Below are 20,413 nucleotides of genomic sequence, written 5' to 3'. Positions count from 1 at the left end.
GCGCCCGCATGCCCGCACCCCTGGACCTGGATGCCTTGGTCGCGCAAGGGGCGGCCCCACCGCCGCCCAGCCCGATCATGAGCCGGGCCGAACGCCTCGAATCCGACGACCTCTCCGTCGTGCTCGGCGCGTTCGGCCGTTCCGACCTCGACCCGCTGGTGAAGATCCTGGTCGATAAGGATTTCAACACCAAGAGCAAGCCCCTCAAGGACTCCGACGCCTACAAGACGGGCGGCGGCGACCATCACCGCTACATTCCCCAGATCGTCGAGGAAATCCGCTGGTGGGGCAGCCATGACCTGAAGGACGCCAGCGAGCCGCGCAGCTATCGCACCGTGGTGGCCGAGCTGTGCGAGAAGGCCGAAATCGAGGTGACCGACACCACCAGCGTGTTCGACATGGAACGGCTGATGGTCAAGAAGCGGGTCGATGCCGGCGAGATGGGCGGCAGCACCGTCGGCACCGTCATCGGGGCCGCTGCCAAATTTGGCATTCTGCGGCTCATCGGCGCGGCCAACCCGGTAGGACTGGGCGTCACCGCGGCCTGGACGCTGTGGGACATGATGGGTCCCAACCACAAGATGACCGGGCAATGCGTCATGGCGATCGCCGAGGCGCGCATGCGCCTGTGGTGCGCCGCGATGGCCGACGAAATGGAGGTGGTGGGATGAGTGTGATGCAATATGTGATGGCCGTCCCTGCCAAGCTCCAGGCAGGCGTCGAGTCTGGACTGTACCATGTGTCCAGCGGCGTGGTTCGCAACCAGCAGAACCAGATCGTCGGACACATGGAAATGTCCGGCGTTGCCCAACAGGCCATCGGCCTCGCCAACCCCGCCGTCATGGTCGGCCTGCAGGCGGTCAACACCGCCATCATGGTAGCCGGCTTCACGATGCTGGCGTCCAAGCTGTCGGCGGTGTCGCAGCAGTGCGAAGCCATCCTGGAACAGAGCGCCAAGACCGACCACAAGGTCGACTGGCTGCGCGATGCCGGCATCGCCGCCATCCAGTCCAAGATGCTGGCCGGGCTGGAAGGGGCGCAGAGCGCGCACAAGCTGGCCCAGTCGGTCCTGCCCTATGACACCATGATCAACGAAGGCGCGCTGTTCTTCCGCCGGGTGATGAAGGACGCGCTGTCCCGCGGCGACGCGCTGCACGACACCGACATGTTCATCACCCTGGTGCTGCAGCACGCCATCGCCAGCATCGCCCGCGCCCGCTCGCAATGGCTCCTGCTGGGACCGGAGGAAGGGCTGGATGCCATGGATGCCGGCATCAAGGCGCACAACGACATGGTCGCAGCATTGCAGAAGCCCTTCCGCGACCCCTTCACCGCGGATTCGCCGACGCTGAGCATGGGTCCAGAGCAGCGCAAGGCACTGAAGACCCTGATCCCCGTGCTGAAGCAGATCGCCCAGAGCTTCAACCAGCGCCGGGTCGAACTGGAGACCTACGTCACCTTCGGCCTGATGGGTCCGCCCAGCGTCGAAATCGTCCGCCAGTTCGAACGGACCCCCGGCGCCTGCCTGCTGATCGAGGAAGTCGAGACGGTCGGCGTCTCCGCCGGCGGCATGGCCGGGGCGACCGCCGGGTGACCGGCAGGGTTGCGGCCGCCGGAAAGCTGTGGCGGCCGCATCCCTGCTTTTCTATTCTCCGCCCTCTTCGAACCCCGGACCGAGCTGCCGCATGACCACCGACGCCCGTCCCCTCATCAGGGACCTGATCGACATCCCGGAGCGCGTGCATCAGGGCGACTTCGTCCTGAAGCTGGCCGACGGGCTGGACCATGCGAAGGCGACGGTGCGCGACTACGTCGTGACGCCGCAGTTGGAGCTGTGCTTCGACGACGCGCTGGGCTTCATCAAGGGGGCGGTCACCGGCGGGACCAGCAAGGCGGCCTACCTGCACGGCTCCTTCGGGTCGGGCAAAAGCCATTTCATGGCGGTGCTGACGCTGCTGCTGGCCGGCGATCCGGACGCCCGCTCGATCCCCGAACTCGCCAAGGTGGTGGTCCGCCACGACGACTGGATCCAGGGCCGGCGCTTCCTGCTGGTCCCCTATCACATGATCGGATCCAGCGACCTGGAATCGGCGATCCTCGGCCAATATGCCGTCCATGTGCGGCAGTTGCACCCCGACGCGCCGGTGCCCGGATTCTACCTGTCGGAAAAGCTGTTTGCAGACGCCCAGAATCATCGAGTGACCTGGGGTGACAATGCTTTCTTCTCCAAACTGAACGCCGGCAAGGGGGAGAATGGCGAAAATGATGACGGCTGGGGCACACTCGACTCTGGTTTGTGGGACGCCGATAGCTTCGACGCCGCAATAGCCCAACCGGTTACGGGGGATGAGCGTCAGCGGTTGATCGGCGACCTCATACGCGTCTTCTTCAACAGCTATGCAGATGTTGCTGCCAACAAGGGCAACACCTTCGTCTCGCTGGACGAAGGGCTGGCGATCATGAGTAGCCATGCTCAGTCGCTGGGCTACGACGCGGTGATCCTGTTCCTGGACGAGCTGATCCTGTGGCTCGCCACCCATGCTGCCGACGTCAATTTCGTCTCGCGCGAGGGTTCCAAGCTGTCGAAACTGGTGGAGGCGCTGAACAGCCGCCCCATTCCGCTGGTCAGCTTCATCGCCCGCCAGCGCGACCTGCGCGAACTGGTCGGCCAGAATTTGGCCGGCGCGCTGCAGCTCCAGTTCGCCGACGTGCTGAAGCACTGGGAGGCGCGCTTCCACCGCATCACGCTGGAGGACCGCAACCTGCCGCTGATCGCGCAGAAGCGCGTCCTGCGGCCGGTTTCCCGCACCGCCGAGGAGACGCTGGACGGCGCCTTCGACGATTTCCTGAAGGTGCGGCGCGAGGTGCTGGACACGCTGCTGGGTTCCACCGGCGAACAGGCGATGTTCCGGCAGGTCTATCCGTTCAGCCCGGCCCTGGTGCAGACGCTGATCGCGGTGTCGTCGGTGCTGCAGCGCGAACGCACCGCGCTGAAGCTGATGTCGCAATTGCTGGTCGAAAGGCAGAACGAGCTTCGGCTGGGCCAGATCATCCCGGTCGGCGACCTGTTCGACGCAATCGCGGAGGGGGACGAACCCTTCTCCGAAGCGATGAAGTTCCATTTCGAGAATGCCAAAAAGCTCTACCGAACCAAGCTGCTTCCCCTGCTGGAGCGGCAGAACGGCGTCAGCTGGGCCGAGGTGGAGGCGGAGACCGCCGATTCCGCCAAGGCGCAGGCGCTGCGCAACGATGCCAGGCTGATCAAGACCCTCCTGCTGGCCGCCCTGGTGCCGGAGGTGGAGGCGCTGAAGGGCCTGACCGCGCCGCGGCTGGCCGCGCTGAACCATGGTAGCGTGCGCTCGCCGATCCCCGGCCGCGAAAACAACATGGTGCTGACCAAGCTGAAGGGCTGGGGCGGCGAAGTCGGGGAGATCAAGACCACTGAGGACGCCAACCCCGTCATCTCGATCCAGATCACCGGCGTCGACACCGACCCAATCCTGGCCAGCGTGGCGAGCGAGGACAATCCCGGCAACCGCCGCCGGCTCGTCCGCTCCATGCTGTTCGAGATGCTGGGGCTGCCGCCGGACAGCGACGGATTCTTCCTCGAATATTCGATGGTCTGGCGTGGCATCCGGCGGCAGATCAACATCGTCTACGACAATGTCCGGGAAATGGCCGACGACCGGCTGCGCAACCAGGACGGCGCGTGGTCGGTCATCTTCGACTTCCCGTTCGACGAGCCGAACCGCTGGCCTGCCGATGACATCGCCCGCCTTCAGGAATTCAAGGACGGCCCGGTCGGGCGCTCCGACACCATCGTCTGGCTGCCGTCCTTCCTCAGCGACAAGGCGATGCGCGACCTCGGCACGTTGGTCAAGCTGAACCACCTGCTGACGGGGGAACGTTTCGCCGACCACGCCCGCCATCTGTCGGCGGTCGACCGCGATCAGGCGCGTGCCCTCCTCGCCAACCAGCGCAGCCAGCTCCAGCAACGCCTGCGCGCCTGCCTGGAGGTCGCCTACGGCATCGCCAGCGAACCGTCGGATGCGGTCGGCGCGACGCTCGAAGCGTCCCAGCACCTGCAGTCGCTGAACGGCTTCAAGCCGGCGCTGCCGGTGGGCGCCAACTTCAAGGCGGCCTTCGAGAAGCTGCTGGAACAGCTGTTCGGCTATCTCTACCCGGCCCACCCAAAATTCGGGACTGAGGTCAAGCCGCTCGCCCTACGCAAGCTGCAGCCGGACATCGAGCGGGCGCTGGCTGACCCGGAAGGGCGCGTGTTCATCGCCGACAAGACGATACGCGACTCCATGCGCGCCATCGCCAACCCGCTGAAGCTGGGGGAGATGGGCGAGACGCATTTCGTCCTTTCCCGTCACTGGCGCTCCCATTTCGCCCAGAAGCACGCGCAGCAGGGCGGCGCCATGACCGTTAAGTCCCTGCGCGCCTGGATGGACGAACCGCAGCGGATGGGCGTATCGCGCGAGGTGCAGAACCTCGTCATCCTCACCTATGCCGAACAGACCAACCGCAATTTCTTCAAGGGAACGGCACTGATCCGGCCGACGCTGGACTCTCTCGACGACGAGCTGGAGCTGCGGGAACAGGCGCTGCCGCCTGAAGAGGACTGGCGCCTGGCGGTACAGCGGGCTTCCTCCCTGTTCGGCCTGGTGCCGCCGGACCTGCGCAACGCGACGAACGTCGCCAAGCTGTCCGCCCAGATCGCGGAACGCGCGGCCGAACTGCGTCCCAAGCTGGATGCCCTGGTCCGCGACCTCGGCCACAGGCTGGCGGCGCTGGGGATCGACGCCGACGCCGCCAACCGGATGACCACCGCCCGCTCTGCGCAGGCTATGCTGGCCGTCATCGGTGCGGCAACTTCGGAAAAGGTTATCACGTCGCTGGCCGGCGCGGAGTTGCGGACCACCGAGACCGACGTCGCCAAGACCCTGACCTCCGCCGGCGAGGTCGGGCTTGCCCTTCGCGACTCCAGTTGGAAAGTGTTCGAGACGCTTCGGCAACTGGCCGACCACCGGCAGGCCGCGGCGGCTTCCATTCTCGACCGCATCGGCCAAACCCTGTCGATGGACGAGCGCGCCGTCTTGCTCAAGCCGTCGCTCGACGATCTGCATGGGCGCGCGCTGAAGCTGCTGACCGACACGGCCCCCGCTCAACCGGCGCCGCCACCGCCGCCGACGACGACGCGGCCGGGCATTGGCTTCAGCGAGGAACCGGTCACGATTCCGCACATCGTCGCGCCGGTGGAACCGCTGGTCGAGCCAGACGACGTGGTGATCACGTTCGACGACCGGCGCAACCTGTCATCCGGCGAGGCCGCCGACCTGCTCGACCGGCTGAAGCGGGAACTGGCCGGGCATCCGGAATATCGACTGAACCTGTCCTGGAAAATCGTCAGGAAGGGCAGGCGCCCGTGACGTTGCTGGCACCGACGGCCGCGCAAATCCGTGCCCAGGTAGAGGCCGTCGTCAGGCACGACCCAAAGGTCCGGGCGCTCGGCATCCGATCACCGAACCGTCAGGCTTGGCCGGAGCGGCTGGACTGCGCCGGCCGGGCCTTCACTCTCGTCTGGTGCGAATCGTCCCTTGCGGCCCGTCAAGCCCTGACGGAACGTGACGGCGACACCGGCGTCGTGCTGTTGACCAACCTTTCCTCCGAGATGCTCGGGGATGATGTCGTGGCCCGCCTTGCAAAGGCACGGCTGCTGACCGTCGAGGCATGGGAGATGGTGCGGGAGGCTTTCCAGGCCCGCAACATCGACCCCCGGATTTCCGGCAAGCCCTGGCTGGCCGAATTGCTGTTGGAACATGCCCATCGCGGCCCCTATCCGCCGGTGCCGGGCGGGCTGCTCGATGCCGATACGGCATGGGCGAACCTGCTGGACCGGCTGCTCGGCCTACCCTTCGCACGGCCCGACGCAGAAGCCCTGCTGCGCTGGAGCATCGGCGACGGAGCGCTGGCCCGGTTCACGTCGCTGCCTCCGACGGCGCGCAACGGGATCGCCTCGTGGCTGTCGGAGGCCGCCGGCCCGGCAGGCAGCTTGGTGACCGCATGCATCGACAGCGGCTTCGGTGCCGACGCACTGCCGCTGGGACTTGTCGCCGGGGTTGTCTTCGGAACGTCCTGGCACCTCAGCGAGTTGACCGCTGCCGCCGTGAGGCTCGAACCGTTCGTGGGTGGGCGACGGATCGCGGCCGATCATGGCAGGGCGTGGGCGGCGGCGGCGGCAGGCGCCCTCCGTCCGCTCGATCAAGCCACTCGGCGCAGGTTGCTGGAGCGTGCGGATTCCCTCCTCGAGCAGGTCCACGCCGGGGGGTTTGCCATAACCAGTCCGGTCCTGCTGGCCGGCTTCCAGGCTCGCCTGCGCGCCTTCGCCGATGAGCTGACGCGGGCGCTTCCATCCCTTCCCGATGCCGCTGCCCTCCAGGCGCTGGAATCCGCTGCCGCCCGCGTCGCCGCACACGATCAGGCAGCAGACCAGAGGGGACGGGCGGAGAAGGTGGCTATGGCGCTGCGTCTGGTGCGCTGGCTCGTGACCGCCCGATCCGCACCTCAGTCTTTCGCCGACGGCGTCATCGACTATGCCCGCGACGGAGCGTTCGTCGATCTGGCCCGCCGGTTCCTGGCGGGAGGCGACGAGATGGCCGACCTGTCAGCGGCTTATTCCAGCCTCGCCGCGGCGGTGCGGAATTGCCGTGAGACGCAGAACGAACGCTTTGCCAACTTGCTGCGGAACTGGAACGCCGCACCGGCTGCCACTTGGCCCGTGCTTCCGGTCGAACGGGTGCTCGAGGAGGTCGTGGCTCCGCTTGCGGCCAGCGCACCCGTGCTGCTGCTTGTGATGGATGGAATGAGCCATGCCGTCTACCGCGAACTGCTCCCCGATTTCATGAACACGGGGTGGAGCGAGTTGTGTCCGACGGAAGCGACGGAACCGGCCTCGGCCGTCGCCATGCTTCCCACCGTCACCACCGTGTCGCGGGCAAGCCTCCTGTGCGGACGCCCGGCTTGCGGCTCCCAGTCCACCGAAAGCAAAGGTTTTGCCGAACATGCCGCCCTTCGGGCGGTCGGCAAGGCTGGCCTCCCCCCGATCCTGTTCCATAAAGGCGACCTCAGCGAAGGCGGCAGCTTGGCTCCCTTGGTCCGCGAAGCAATCGGCACACCCGATCGGCGGATCGTGGCTGTCGTCCACAACGCCATCGACGATCATCTGGATGGACCGGAGCAACTGCGCCAGCGCTGGTCATTGGACGATCTGCATCTGCTGCGTCCAATACTGCATGAAGCCCGCAATGCCGGCCGGGTGGTTGTGCTTACCGCCGACCACGGCCATCTGGTCGAAGAAGCCACGACGCAGATGGCGAAGGCCGACGACGGTCGCTGGCGAGCCGGCACGGTCCCGGCCGCAGTGGGGGAGTTGGCGTTTTCCAAGGGCAGAACCCTGTCGCCGAGCGGCGAGAACGGCATCGTGCTGCCCTGGAGCGAAACCATACGCTACTGCGGACGGAAGAACGGCTATCACGGAGGAGCGAGCCCGCAGGAGGTGCTGGTCCCCCTGACCGTACTGTCGGCGGGCGTGTTTCCCGACGGTTGGCGACTGGCGCCGCCGGTTCAGCCGGATTGGTGGGAGACGCTGCCCCCGCCCATGCCGGTCGCCGCCGCGCCCGCGCGTCCTGGTCCGCAAGTGCCGCCGGCTCGCAAGCGATCAACCACACAGCCGTCGCTGTTCGACATGGTGCCGGCGCAGCCGGCGACACCAGCGCCCGCTTCCGACTGGATCACCCGCTTGCTGGCATCGTCGGTCTATGCGGCGCAAAAGCAGCTTGCCGGCCGCGGTGCGCCGAAAGACGACGACATCCGTGCGATCCTGGACGCGCTGTCGCAGCGCGGTGGAAAGCTGAGCCGCGTCGCGCTGGCCCAACGGCTGGGCGTCGCCCAAGTCCGTCTGGGGTCGTTGGTCATGGCCGCACGCCGGGTCTTGAATGTGGATCAGGTGCAGGTGCTGGGGGTCGAGGACTCATCCGGCACGGTGACCTTGAACCGCGCGCTTCTCGACACGCAATTCGAACTCAAGCAGTGAGGCGACAGTCATGCTGAGTCCGCACAGGCGGTCGGAAATCATCGACGCATTGCGGCGAGGCACGGTTCCCCGCTCCGGTCTGGACGTCCTTGCAGTCGGCATCGAACGCTTTGCTCCAGCTCTGGACGACGACCTGAATGGGGTCTCGGCCGGCCGCGGCGCATTCAAGGCGATTCGCGGCGAATATGGCAGCGGTAAGACATTCTTCGGCCGCTGGCTTCAGGAGAGGGCGCGCAGCCGGGGTTTTGCCACCAGCGAGGTGCAAATCTCGGAAACGGAAACCCCCCTTCACCGGATGGAAACCGTTTACCGACGGTTGACCGAACGGCTGGCCACCCAGGACGCGAGCGAGGGGGCGTTTCGCAACGTAATCGACGGCTGGTTCTATACGCTGGAAGAGGACGTGCTGGCGGAAGGCGACCTCGATCCGGCCGATGCCGAAGCGCTGGTCGCCCGTACGGACGCTCTGCTGGAGCAGCGGCTGGCGGCGGTGACGCGGCAGGCACCTGCCTTCTCGGCCGTGCTGAGGGCCTACCGGCAGGCCTTGGTGGCCGAGGATCAGGGGTTGGCCGACGGCTTGCTCGGTTGGCTGGGCGGGCAGCCGAACATCGCGGCATCGGTGAAGCGTACGGCCGGCATCAAAGGGGAAATCGACCATTTCGGCGCCACAAACTTCCTGGCCGGGCTGCTGACCATCCTCCGCGATTCCGGCTATGCCGGATTGCTGCTGGTGCTGGACGAGGTGGAGACGCTTCAGCGGATGCGCACCGACACCCGTGAGAAGGGGCTGAACGCACTGCGCCAGCTGGTGGATGAAATCGACGCCGGCCGGTTCCCGGGATTGTTCGTCGTGACGACCGGTACGCCCCCATTTTACGACGGCCCGCAGGGCGTCCAGCGGTTGCCTCCGCTCGCCCAGCGTCTCCATGTCGATTTCGGAACCGACGCCCGGTTCGACAATCCACGGGCCGTCCAGATCCGCCTGCCGGGTTTCGACCTGGACCTTCTCGGCCGGCTGGGCGCGAAGGTCCGAGACATATATGCTGAGGGATCCTCCAATGCGAAACGGTTGTGCGAACTGGCCGACGACACCTATGTCCGCGACCTCGCACAGGCGCTGACCGGGCAACTCGGCGGGCGGGTCGGCGTCGCTCCGCGGCTTTTCCTGAAGAAGCTGGTCGGCGACGTACTGGACCGTATCGACCAGTTCGACGATTTCGATCCTCGCAGACATTACGCGCTGACCGTGACGCCGACGGAGATGACGGCGGCCGAACGGGCCGGAATGGCGGCTGGGTCCGTGGACGATGTCGAGTTGGACCTGTGAGTCCCTTCGACCGCTTCCATCCGGCACTTCAGCACCACATCGTCAATTCGCTTGGCTGGTCCACCCTGCGACCGACCCAGCTCCAGGCCATCGATCCGATCCTGGACGGTCGCAACGCGCTGCTGCTGGCACCTACGGCCGGCGGCAAGACCGAAGCCGCGGCTTTTCCCGTCCTGTCGCGAATGCTGACCGAGCGGTGGGACGGCCTTTCCGTGCTGTATGTCTGTCCGCTGCGGGCCCTGCTCAACAACCTGGAACCGCGGCTGCGGCATTATGCCGGGCTGGTGGGGAGGAGTGTCGGCCTCTGGCATGGCGATGTCGGTGCAGGCAACCGCAGCCGCATTCTGCGACAGCCGCCGGATATTCTGCTGACCACGCCGGAGTCGCTCGAAGCCGTCCTGATTTCCCGGCGCGTGGATCATCGTGTGTTGTTCGCCGGCCTGCGCACCCTGGTCGTGGACGAATTGCACGCCTTCGCCGGGGACGATCGCGGCTGGCATCTGCTCGCCGTCGCCGAAAGGCTCGCCCGCGTCGCCGGCCGTCCGATCCAGCGGATCGGCCTTTCCGCGACCGTCGGAAATCCGGAGGATCTGCTCGATTGGCTGACCTGTGGCGAAGGCGGCACCGTCGTCGGCCAGCCGGCACCACCGGCCGGCGGCGACGTCATGCTGGACCATGTCGGGTCGCTGGAGAATGCGTCGATCGTGCTCTCGCGGCTCCATCGCGGCGAAAAGCGCCTCGTCTTCTGCGACAGCCGAAATAAGGTTGAGCGGCTGGGCTCGCTCCTGCGGACTGCGGGAATACAGACCTTCGTTTCGCACAGCTCGTTGGGCATCGATGAGCGTCGTCGGTCGGAAGAGGCGTTCGCCACCGGCGACGACTGCGTCATCGTCGCCACAAGCACTTTGGAATTGGGGATCGACGTCGGCGACCTCGATCGGGTGATCCAGCTCGACGCCCCGTCCAGCGTATCGTCCTTCCTCCAGCGCATGGGGCGAACCGGACGCCGCGCCGGCACGACGCGCAACTGCCTGTTCCTTGCGACGTCCGAGGGCGCATTTCTCCAAGCAGCCGGCATCCTGCGCCTGTGGGGGGACGGATGGGTTGAACCTGTGGAGCCGCCGGCAAGCCCCCTCCATCTGTTCGCGCAGCAGGTCATGGCGATGATCCTGCAGGAGCGCGGCCTTGAGACGGGAGGATGGCAGGACAGTCTAGGCCGCGTGTTCGGAAAGCTGGTCGCCGATCGGGCAGCCAGCATCATCGCCCATATGCTCGATTCCGGCATCCTGGCGCAAGATGGCGGCATTCTGGGAATGGGTCCCAAGGGCGAGCGCGAATTCGGCCGCAGGAACTTCATGGAATTGATGGCGGCCTTTACCACTCCGCTGCTGCTTTCGGTACGATACGGCGGCTCCGAACTCGGACAGGTCGATCCCACGAGCCTACAACAAGCCGATGGCCGCCCGACGACGCTGCTCCTGGCCGGCAGAAGCTGGCAGGTCGTCGACGTGGACTGGACGCGCAGACTCGTTGTCGTCGAGCCGTCGGCGGACGTGGGACGTTCGCGTTGGATGGGCGGCACCCACAGCCTCGGCTTCGCACTCTGTCGAGCCATGGAACGGGTGGTGACCAGCGGAGACGTTCCGTCCCGGCTGTCGAAGCGGGGAACTGCCTGCCTGGAGTCGTTGCAGGAAAGCTATGCCTTCTGCGACGGCGCCTCGCTGCCGCTGGTATTGGATGGAACGGGGCGGATGCGTTGGTGGACCTTCGCAGGCGGGCGGGCGAACGCCATGTTGACACAGGCACTTGCATCGTCGGGACTTGCGACCCGTGGCCATGATGACTTGTCCATCCAAACCGATGCCGCAGAAGCGTCGGTCTTGCAGCGTAAGGTGGCCGGTATTTCGCAGACGCAGCTGGAAGCCGTCGCCGATGCCGGCTTGGTCCGGGATCTGAAGTTTTCCCAATGCCTGCCGGAGACGGTGGCCATTGAAGTCCTATCCCAGCGACTGTCCGACCGAAGAGGCGTGGCGGACGTGCTATCGCGGCCGATGCGCTTGATAAGAGACGCAACCACCGAATAGCCGGTCAACCGCACAACCGCAACCATATGATGTCTCTGGGCTGCTCCGACTTGTGGGAGACCAGCACCTCCCAGTCTCGGCCTTCCGCGTCCAGACGTGCGTATATGCGGCCTGTGTCGTCCTGGCCGTTGGAAATGTGCCGTTCCCACCAGCGGTCGGCTCCCTTCACCTTCTTCCAGTTCGGTGGCGTCCCGGTGGCACCGTTAGCAAGTTCCGCCAGCGCCCCGTAAAGGAAACGGCGGTCGGAAAACTCTACGGCGGCCACGTCCAGGCTGGAGCGAAGTAGGCGGATGCGCGGCAACAGCCCGGCGAAGACGGCGGCCACCTCGTCCTTCAGGCGGCCAGCGGCCAGCAGACGCGGCGGGCGCGGAACCTCAAGCGCGAGCGCCTCGGCGGCAATCCGGTGCTTCGCCTCCTCGGCCAACGCCTTCTGCAGGTCATCCACTTCGGCGCGCAGCCGCTCGGCGACCTCGCCACCATCGTCCTGGATGGGTCCTGATGCCTGCTCGGCCAGCGCCAGACGCAGACGGGCGACCTCGGTCTTCAATGACGCCGCTGCGGCTTTCGCCTGAGCCAACTCGCCCTCCACGAGCCGGAGTCGCAACTCCGCCATGCTCGCGGGCGCCTCAGCAGGCCGCAGCAATCCGTCCAGCAGGGTGCGGATATGGTCGGCCAACGGCTGCGGCGCGGCGGATGGGCTCTGGAACCGGACGAACCAGTCGGCCGCCAGCCCGTCCACCAGATCGCCCAGATAGCGCCCGTGCCGAAGAACCGTCAATCCGCCCGACGTAAGCCGGGCCGCCGCCTGCTCACGATCGATCACCGACCCCTGGATCAGCAGATAGGCCTCCCCCACCCCCTCGACCAAGGCAAAGCGCGCATCGGGTCGCGATGTACCGACCGCCGGTGGCGGAGCGGCGCCGGGCACGACGGCTTCCCCCGAGACGTCGATGCGCTCGCCCTCCAGCAGCGGATAGGCCAAACCCCGCCAGATCGCCGCCGTCCGCTGATCGGGTAACAGAGTCGTGCGGCAGTCGCGCCTCTCCAGGAGTTGCGCACCGTCATAGATCGAAACGCTTATAGCGGTCATTGGCGGCACCGTTAGCGTATTTTCAAGAAATTGTATCTACCAATGCGATCGTATGATGGATCACGTCGAAGCGATTACCACCCCATGAACATAGTCCAGGCCGCCGCTCCCATCATCTCCAATCCCTACACGATTGGGCTTGTCGTTCTATTCCTGGCCTGCTGGACGGCGGCATCGATTGCCTCTCTGAACCGAGGAACCGGACGCCTGCTTCATACCCTTCGGGAGGCGAATGGCGAACTCGACAAATCGGCGGACGCCCTGTCCTTCGTCGAACGCTACGAGGAGGTCAACGCCACCTTTGCGCGCGACCCGATTCTGGGTGGCGCCTGGTGCGAATTCCGGCAATCCCTGCTCCTGCCCCGATCGGCAGGTCGTCCCGTGCGTTCGACGACCCGGCCGGGAGCTTGGTTCGACCTGGACCTGCTACGCGGCCCGTCCATCGCGACAGACCTGCGGTATCACGCGGCGATGCCGAACCTGCTGGTTGGAGCCGGGCTGCTGTTCACCTTTCTTGGCTTGGCGGTCGCCCTGGGCAGTGCCGGCGAGGTGGTGACCGGCACCGCGGCGGAGCGCAACGGCGCGCTACGCCAACTGCTCGACACGGCGTCGTTCAAGTTCATCACCTCGCTGATGGGCATGCTGCTGTCCATCATCTACGCCCTTGTCCGAAAAAGCCGCCTCAAGCAGGTCGAACGAGCACTGGCTTTGTTCAATTCCGCGCTGGAAGCACGAATTCCGCTGATGACGCCGGCCGCACTCCAGCAGGAGACGAACGAACTGCTGGTGCGGCAGTCCGACTATCTGGAAAGCTTCACCAACGATCTGGCGGTGTCGCTCGGCAGCGCCATGGATCGTGCCTTCGACGCGCGATTGGGTGAGCATATCGGGCCGCTGGCCGAGGCGATGGGCCGGCTGGCCGACGGCATGGCCTCGCGCAACGAGGACACCATGCGCTCGATGCTCGACGCCTTCCTGGAAAAGCTCCAGGGAGGAACGGGCGACCGCATGCACGAGGTTGCGGAAACCCTGTCTGGGCTTGGCGCGCGGTTGGAAGGGTTGCAGCAGGGGCTGGGCGACGCCGCGGTAAAGATGGCGCAGTCGGCCGACAGCATGGCCGCCCGCATGGGCGAGGGGGCAGAAGCGGCCTTGTCCCGCATCACCGACCAGATGGGCGGCCTAACCGAGACCCTGCGCGCCGTCGCGGAACAGAGCCGCACCGCTGGAGCCGAGGCCGGACAGCAGATGGCCTCCCGGATCGAAGCGGCCGCCGCCGGCTTCGAGGAAGCCGCACGCGGCGTCGCCACCACCCTGGCCCAAGCAGCATCCGCCATGGAAACCAACATGGGACGTCAGGCGGAGGAGAGCGGCGCCCGCCTATCCTCTTCGGTCGAGGCGATGGTCGCGGAACTGCGGGCGCTGGCCGAAAGCAGCCGCAATGCCGGAACCGAAGCCTTCAGCCAGCTGGCTGCCCGCGTTGCGGAAACCACCGCCGGGCTGGAGCGCTCGGTGGAGCGGATGTCCGCCGGTCTGGAACGCGCGGCGTCAGAAGGCGGCAGCGCGCTTGGCCAGGGGGCGGAGCAGGCGGTCAACCGCATTGCCGACGCCACCGAGGGCATGCGAACCGAATTGCAGGCGATGATGGCCGATCTGCGGACGGCGCTCGGGCAGGCCGGCGATGCCCTGCGGGAGAGCGGGACCTCCAGCGCCGCCACCCTGCGCACCGCCTTGGGCGAGGCTGGGGACGGTGTGGCGACGGCGCTGAACGGTGCAGCCGACCGGCTGGGCCGGGCCGGCACCGAGGCGTCGGACGCCATCCGCAAGGGCGGCGAGGCGGCAGGCGGGTCCCTGCGCGACGCCGGTGGGCTGGTCGGCGAACGGGCCGGCGGGCTGGCCGGTCAGATCGCCGCGCTTGGGCAGGCCGCCACCACACTGGCCACCCGCAGCACGGAGTTCGAACGCGCCGCCGCAAAGGCGGTGGAGCCGCTGACAAAAGCCGCCGACAGCATGACCGCCGCCAGCCAGAGCGCCCGCGCGGCGATGGAACCGCTGGCCCGGGCGTCGCTGGACGTCAGCCGGGCAATCGAACAGGTATCCGGCACCACCACCCGCTTCGACGGAGTGCTCGACGCCGCCAAGAACCTGACCGTCAGCCTGAACGGCGCCGCACAGCGCTTCGAAGGGGTGGACCGGGAGCTGTCGAACACCCTGTCCGCCCTCCAGACCGGCCTCAAGGGCTTCACCGAGCAGATCGGCAAGTTCGTCGGCCAGACCGATCAGAATCTGGCGAAAGCGGCCACCCAACTCGGCAGCCTGGTCAAGAATCTGGAAGCCACGCTTGAAGATTTCGCGCCGGTCGGGCGGCGCTGAGGGGATAGGACATGGCGGCATCGACCGGAGCCGAGGAAGAAGGCGGCGAAGGCTATTTCGCCTCGATCAGCGACCTGATGGTCGGCGTGCTGTTCGTCTTCCTGCTGATGCTGACCGTCTTCGCGCTCAACTTCCGCGACGCGGAGGAGGAGCAGATGGTCGAGCGCGCCCGCTATGAGGAGGCGCTGCGCCGCGCCGAACTGGCGGAGACCGAGGCACAGCAACAGGCCGAACGCGCAAGGCAGGCCCAGGCGGAAGCGCAGCGCCAGTCGGCGGAAGCGGCCCGCCAGCGGGCGCAGAACGAAGAACTTCGGCAATTGTTGACCGAGGCGGTAGCCCAGCTCGAACGGGACCTGGAGAACCGCCAGAACCTGCGCAACCGCCTGCTACTGTCGCTGGAGCAATCCCTTCAGGACAAGGGGGTTCGCGTGTCGCTCGACCCGAGTTCCGGCATCCTGCGGCTGTCGGGCGACCTGCTGTTCGAAACAGGGCGGGCCGACTATCGGGCGGAGGCACAGCAGACCATCGTCACCCTGGCGGACGTGCTCTCCGGGCTGTTGCCCTGCTACGCCGTGGGCAGGCAGACCGACGGCTGCCCTGCGGACAGCATGCCGATCCTGGAGACCATGCTGGTGGAAGGCCACACCGACCGCCAGCCATACCGCAATCTGCCGCGGTCGGAATCGCAGGCACGCAACGACCGCCTGTCGACCGACCGCGCCCTGGCGGTGTTCCAGACACTGCGCCAGACCCAGCCGGTCCTGGAAGGGCTGCGCAACATCGACGGTCTTCCGCTGCTGGGCGTGTCCGGCTACGGCGAACGCCGGCCGCTTCCCGAAGCCCAGGCGGCGACCGAGGAGGATTACCGGCGCAACCGGCGCATCGACCTTCGCTTCGTGCTGTCCGCCCGCACGTCGGAAGAGTTGCAGCGGCTGCGCGACCGCATCCGCGGCCTGCTGGGAACAGCGCCGGGGACCACGCCATGAACCACACCCGTCAGGCGCTCGAAGCGCTGCGCGCCACGGTGCAGTTGCTGGGCCGGAGCGTGAAGCTGCCCGAAATGCCGGGAAGCGCGCAGGCGCTGGTGGCGCTGGCGGCTGGCGATGCCGCACCGGCCTTGCCGGCCGGCGACGTGCTGGAGGCGGTACGCCGCCGGTTGCAGCAGGCGGCTCGCAGCCCACAGCGCTGGGAAGGCGCCGCACCGCGCGACCTGCGTGATGCGCCCTGGCTGATGTGGGCGGACAAGGCGCCGCTTGCGACGCTGGATGGGTTGCTGGAGGCGGTCCTGCGACTTGCCGAGCGCCGGGCCGGGGTACGCCGAACCCTGATCGAGGGGTGGCTGAAGGGTTTCGCTCCCGACGGTCCGCGGATGGTAGAGGCCGGGCGTGCCATCCGCCGGCTGATCACCGGCAATGCCGACGCGCGCCTTCAGCCATGGCGCCTTGCCGACAGCTGGTGCCATCTGTTCGATGCGGTCAAGGGGCCGAAGACGCTGGCCTTGCAGATCCTGCAAGGCACCGACCCCGTTCCGGCGCTGCTGGCCCGTGCATGCCTTGACGACCCGCTGCGCGCCGTCTCCGGCTATATGCGTGCGGTCCAGCATGAGGTGCTGCAACTGGCCCCGGACTGCATCGCCGGCACCGCTGGCCCGGCCGCCATGGCGCGCCTGACGGACTTCCTGGCCCCCGATGGTCAGCTGCGTTTTTCCGAGCCGGAGGCCTACGGGAATCTGGCCCGCAGCCTGCTGGCGCCCTGGATCAACGGACGGCGGCTGCCGGACGAAGCAGTCCGCGCCGCAGTCCAATCCTTCCTGCTGACCCACCTGCGCGACCCGCGCCTGCATCCGGAACGCTGGGCCAAGGCCGGCGACACCGTGGTTGCCGTCATGCGGCAGTGGTTGGCGAGGGCTTCGCTGAATGCTTTCTTCGAGGTCATCGGCGAATACGCCTACGACAAGCAGTGGCGATACCGGGAAGCATTCTGGTCCGCTTGCCTGGAAGCCGGCGGTATCGACGATGCGTGGCTGGCGCTGGGTGCCGCCGTCCACACGTCTGCAAGATCGGTACGCGAACTGAATGGCGGCTTTGCCCGACTGAGGGGCAACGGGGATCAGTCGGTTCTCCTGCTGAGGGTGAAAAATACGGTCTTCAGCGAATGGAGCCACAACGGGAAACTCAGGGCTTGGCCACTGGACTGGAAGACGGCTCCAAAACTTTATCTGCGCGAGTATTCCCGTAGCGATGTAATCGGCACATGCCTCCCCTTCCCGCCCAACCCGCAATACGGATCGAATGGCAATCGCGATTCCAGCGGCCTGAGCCATGTCGGCTCCGACAGCAGCCGCTGGCAAGGCAGCGTCGCGCGGATGCTGGCCGACCGGGCGGGGATCCATCTGACCCATCGCGACTGGATGCCGAAATGACGCTTCGTTTTTCAGCAGAGCCTCAACCGACGGGCCTTGAAATCCGGGTAACCGGTGCGAGCGGTTCACTGGCCGTCGACCAGTGGGCGGTCGGGGTCCCCGATGCCCTGCTGCCCGGCGTCGATCTGGCGCAACGGCTGATCGCCGCCGAGGTCGCCATAGCCGAGGGCGACCTGCTGCTGGTGGAGCATCGGGCGGTCGCCGGCTTGTCGAACCGGGAAGCCGGCCTGCTCGGCCTTCCCGCCCCTGCCCCGGTGGTCGCGCATTTGCGGACGCGCGGTGTAATCACCAGCCCGTCCTACGCGGTGGAGTTGGAATGGCGTCGCCCGACCGGCCAGCCCGCGGTCGGGGCGAAGCGGATTGGGGCCTTCCTACGGATCGGCGGGGAGTGGGGCCGGCTGCCCGATGCGCTGTACCAGATTGCGGAAGCCGCCGACCGTGTGAACCAGTCTCCGTCCGACGACCAGGGCGCCCGCTTCTCAGCAGTGGCGGCCCTGCGCGAGGTCCTGCCGGCCGCGGTCGACGATTGCATGGCCGAGGCAGGTGGAATGATCGGCGCGATGACCATCGCCGTTGCCGATTCCTTCTCGCTGGACCTCAAGGGTGAAGGCGACAGCCTCCGGCTGGTCCCCATCCTCCACCGGACCAGCGACGCCCCGGACCAACCGCTGCTGACCGAGGACCGGCAACGCGGCTTCGGCGAGGACCAGTTCAACCGCTTCACCACTGCCCGGCCGGTCTACGCCCTTGGCAGCAACTGGTACGCGGTGACGACGCCGGTGCTGCGCCGTGCCCTGGACGAGGTACGACGAGTGCAGTCGGCCCCACCGGCGACCAAGCGGGCGCTGTTCGCGGCTCCCCGCGCCTTCCTGCGCGAAGCGCTGGGCCCCGACATCGACGACACCGTGCTGGAATCGGTCTTCCGCGAGACGGCGGACTATGCCGACCGGGTGGTCGGGCTCGGGCTATGGCGGCCACGGGTCGTCCCATGGGTGCCGCTCTCCCGTACCGACTGGTTCGGAGATGGCGGTGCGGCTGGCGGCGGACGGGGCGCTGACCCAAAGGACGGGGACGGCCAAGAGGACTCCCCCTCAGGTTTGATGGTCGGCGACCGGACTGTCCCCTTGACCGCGGAGGAAGCCGACGCGCTACGCGTGCAGGTGGAGAATGCCATCGGCGCCGGCCTGCCTAGCGTTTCGGTTCCGGTGGACGGTCAGGATGTCGCCATCCCCGCCACCACCGACACGCTCGCAGCGCTGAACGATCTGGCTACCAGCCGCCTGCCCAAGGAGGCTTCAACCAAAGCTCCGCCCAAGCCCGACGGGGAAAGCGGGCCGGAGGCGTTGCTGATCCGCCCGAACGAGGAAGCGGTGGAGGTCGAAGGGCAGTTCTCCCCCCGCCCCGCCCCGTCCAGGCCGTTGCCGCCGGCGCTGGCGACGCCACTGAAGCCCCATCAGACCGAAGGGCTGTCCTGGCTGCAGCAAGCCTGGACCATGGGTCGGCCAGGCGTTCTGCTGGCCGATGACATGGGGTTGGGCAAGACTTTGCAGGGGCTGGCCTTTCTTGCCTGGCTCCGCACTGGCATGGCCGAGGGCGTCATCCCGCATGCGCCGGTCGCCGTCGTCGCCCCCACCGGCCTCCTGCAGAACTGGCGGGGAGAGGCCGACCGCCATCTCTCCGCCCCCGGTCTCGGCAACTGCACGGAGGCCTTCGGACGGGGGCTGGCCGCGCTGAAGTGCCGGACAGAGGACGAGCGCCCGGCGCTCAATGTCGGCGCGTTGCAGACCGCCGACTGGGTGCTGACCACCTATGAGACCCTGCGCGACTACGATCGCGATTTCGGCAAGGTGCGCTTCGCTGCCATGCTGTTCGACGAGGCACAGAAGATCAAGACGCCCGGCGTACGCCTGACCGATGCCGCTAAGGCGATGAACGCCGATTTCCGCATCGCCATGACCGGCACGCCGGTCGAAAATCGCTTGTCCGACCTGTGGTGCATCACCGACGCCGTTCACCCAGCTGTGCTTGGCGAACTGAAGGGCTTCAGCGCCGACTATGAGCGGTCTCCCGACCCGGAACGCCTGAAGCGCCTGAAATCCTCGCTCGATACCTGGCATGGCGGCCGGGCGCCGCTTCTGCTGCGGCGGCTGAAACAGGATCGTCTGCCCGACCTGCCACTGCCGCAGGAAATCGTCCTTGAAACACCGATGCCGCCGGTGCAACGCAACGCCTATGAATCGGTGATTGCCGAAGCCCGGACGGCAGAGAAGGCCGGTGCCATGCTGGGGGCTCTGCAACGGCTGCGCGCCATTTCACTCCATCCCGATCCCGACAGCATCAGCGGCGACGATGCCTTCATCGCGGCATCGGCACGGCTGGCGGCTACCTTCACCGCCCTCGACGACATCGCCCGGAAAGGCGAGCGCGCCCTGATCTTCCTCGACGATCTGGCGATGCAGGCACGCTTAGCCGGCATCCTTCAGCGCCGCTATCGGCTGACGGCCCCTCCGATGATCATCAGTGGCCAAGTGGCTGGAGCCGCAAGACAAGCGCGGGTCGACCGCTTCCAAGCCGGCGCCGATGGATTCGACGCGATGATCCTGTCGCCCCGGGCTGGTGGCGTCGGCTTGACGCTGACCCGTGCTAACCACGTCATCCACCTTTCACGGTGGTGGAACCCGGCCGTAGAGGATCAGTGCACCGGCCGGGCCTTGCGGATTGGCCAGACCAAGCCGGTGTTCGTGCATATCCCGATGGCGGTGTTGGGCGAGGGCTGCTCGGCTTTTGACCGCAATCTTAATGCCCTGCTTGTCCGAAAGCGCCGCCTGTTCCAGGATGCGCTGATGCCGCCAGCCGCCACTGACGAAGACCGGAACGAGCTGTTTACGGCGACGGTGACGTCAGTCGCATAGAGCCATCCCTGAAGAATCAGAACTTCCGAATGTATAGTTCTGCCTCGGTCACCTTTCCGGAGCGAACCTGTCCCAAACGGTTCGTTCCGGAGCTTTAGATGAAGGCATCC

Annotated in this window: 11 protein-coding genes; 10 read left to right on the top strand and 1 reads right to left on the bottom strand. The window is 66.8% G+C overall.

Annotation, left to right across the window (positions count from 1 at the left end):
* Positions 1-8 precede the first annotated feature (8 nt).
* The 6 genes from FZ938_RS27760 to FZ938_RS27735 all read left to right on the top strand — a co-directional run bounded on the left by FZ938_RS27760 (position 9) and on the right by FZ938_RS27735 (position 11,509).
* Entirely contained in the window at positions 9-671 is a 663-nt protein-coding gene (locus FZ938_RS27760; protein ID WP_149201509.1) for a hypothetical protein, read from the top strand.
* Positions 668-1,594, top strand: coding sequence for a hypothetical protein (locus FZ938_RS27755; protein WP_149201508.1), 927 nt, complete (start codon positions 668-670; stop codon positions 1,592-1,594). The genes FZ938_RS27760 and FZ938_RS27755 overlap by 4 nt, the downstream gene beginning before the upstream one ends.
* Positions 1,595-1,685: 91 nt before the next feature.
* Positions 1,686-5,435: a BREX-2 system ATPase PglY family protein gene (locus tag FZ938_RS27750; RefSeq protein WP_149201507.1), complete on the top strand. Its 3,750-nt coding sequence runs from the start codon at positions 1,686-1,688 to the stop codon at positions 5,433-5,435.
* The gene (gene pglZ / locus FZ938_RS27745; protein WP_174757533.1) at positions 5,432-8,098 is read left to right on the top strand and encodes a BREX-2 system phosphatase PglZ; all 2,667 of its coding nucleotides are present in this window, start codon (positions 5,432-5,434) and stop codon (positions 8,096-8,098) included. Before FZ938_RS27750 ends, pglZ begins: the two co-directional genes overlap by 4 nt.
* 10 nt (positions 8,099-8,108) lie before the next feature.
* Positions 8,109-9,425 carry a BREX system ATP-binding protein BrxD gene (gene brxD, locus FZ938_RS27740; protein WP_149201505.1) on the top strand — a complete coding sequence of 439 codons (1,317 nt, stop codon included), beginning with the start codon at positions 8,109-8,111 and terminating at the stop codon, positions 9,423-9,425.
* Positions 9,422-11,509, top strand: a complete 2,088-nt coding sequence (locus FZ938_RS27735) for a DEAD/DEAH box helicase (protein WP_149201504.1) — start codon at positions 9,422-9,424, stop codon at positions 11,507-11,509. The genes brxD and FZ938_RS27735 overlap by 4 nt, the downstream gene beginning before the upstream one ends.
* Positions 11,510-11,513: 4 nt before the next feature.
* On the opposite strand, the gene FZ938_RS27730 is transcribed toward FZ938_RS27735, so the two are convergent.
* Entirely contained in the window at positions 11,514-12,599 is a 1,086-nt protein-coding gene (locus FZ938_RS27730; RefSeq protein ID WP_149201503.1) for a hypothetical protein, read from the bottom strand.
* A gap of 84 nt (positions 12,600-12,683) precedes the next feature.
* On the opposite strand from FZ938_RS27730, the gene FZ938_RS27725 reads away from it, so the two are divergent.
* Genes FZ938_RS27725 through FZ938_RS27710 form a run of 4 tightly spaced genes read left to right on the top strand, consistent with a single transcriptional unit; the run spans position 12,684 to position 20,303 of the window.
* On the top strand, positions 12,684-14,969 hold the full coding sequence (locus FZ938_RS27725) for a hypothetical protein (protein ID WP_149201502.1): 2,286 nt from the start codon (positions 12,684-12,686) through the stop codon (positions 14,967-14,969).
* Between the two features lie 11 nt (positions 14,970-14,980).
* Positions 14,981-15,955 carry an OmpA family protein gene (locus FZ938_RS27720; protein WP_149201501.1) on the top strand — a complete coding sequence of 325 codons (975 nt, stop codon included), beginning with the start codon at positions 14,981-14,983 and terminating at the stop codon, positions 15,953-15,955.
* A 59-nt stretch (positions 15,956-16,014) separates the two neighbouring features.
* Positions 16,015-17,391, top strand: a complete 1,377-nt coding sequence (locus tag FZ938_RS27715; RefSeq protein ID WP_174757531.1) for an EH signature domain-containing protein — start codon at positions 16,015-16,017, stop codon at positions 17,389-17,391.
* Positions 17,388-20,303, top strand: a complete 2,916-nt coding sequence (locus FZ938_RS27710) for a DEAD/DEAH box helicase (protein ID WP_174757529.1) — start codon at positions 17,388-17,390, stop codon at positions 20,301-20,303. The genes FZ938_RS27715 and FZ938_RS27710 overlap by 4 nt, the downstream gene beginning before the upstream one ends.
* Positions 20,304-20,413: the final 110 nt, after the last annotated feature.

It is taken from the genome of Azospirillum oryzae (assembly GCF_008364795.1).
GTDB lineage: Bacteria > Pseudomonadota > Alphaproteobacteria > Azospirillales > Azospirillaceae > Azospirillum > Azospirillum oryzae.
Note: the sequence above shows the minus strand (reverse complement) of the source record. Positions and strands in the feature narration are given on the sequence as shown.

Excerpts from the sequence above, each read along its gene's own strand:
- FZ938_RS27760 (WP_149201509.1), top strand. The coding sequence starts at position 9 with ATGCCCGCACCCCTGGACCTGGATGCCTTGGTCGCGCAAGGGGCGGCC.
- FZ938_RS27725 (WP_149201502.1), top strand. The coding sequence starts at position 12,684 with ATGAACATAGTCCAGGCCGCCGCTCCCATCATCTCCAATCCCTACACG.
- FZ938_RS27750 (WP_149201507.1), top strand. The coding sequence starts at position 1,686 with ATGACCACCGACGCCCGTCCCCTCATCAGGGACCTGATCGACATCCCG.
- FZ938_RS27720 (WP_149201501.1), top strand. The coding sequence starts at position 14,981 with ATGGCGGCATCGACCGGAGCCGAGGAAGAAGGCGGCGAAGGCTATTTC.
- FZ938_RS27710 (WP_174757529.1), top strand. The coding sequence starts at position 17,388 with ATGACGCTTCGTTTTTCAGCAGAGCCTCAACCGACGGGCCTTGAAATC.
- FZ938_RS27755 (WP_149201508.1), top strand. The coding sequence starts at position 668 with ATGAGTGTGATGCAATATGTGATGGCCGTCCCTGCCAAGCTCCAGGCA.
- brxD (WP_149201505.1), top strand. The coding sequence starts at position 8,109 with ATGCTGAGTCCGCACAGGCGGTCGGAAATCATCGACGCATTGCGGCGA.
- FZ938_RS27730 (WP_149201503.1), bottom strand. The coding sequence starts at position 12,599 with ATGACCGCTATAAGCGTTTCGATCTATGACGGTGCGCAACTCCTGGAG.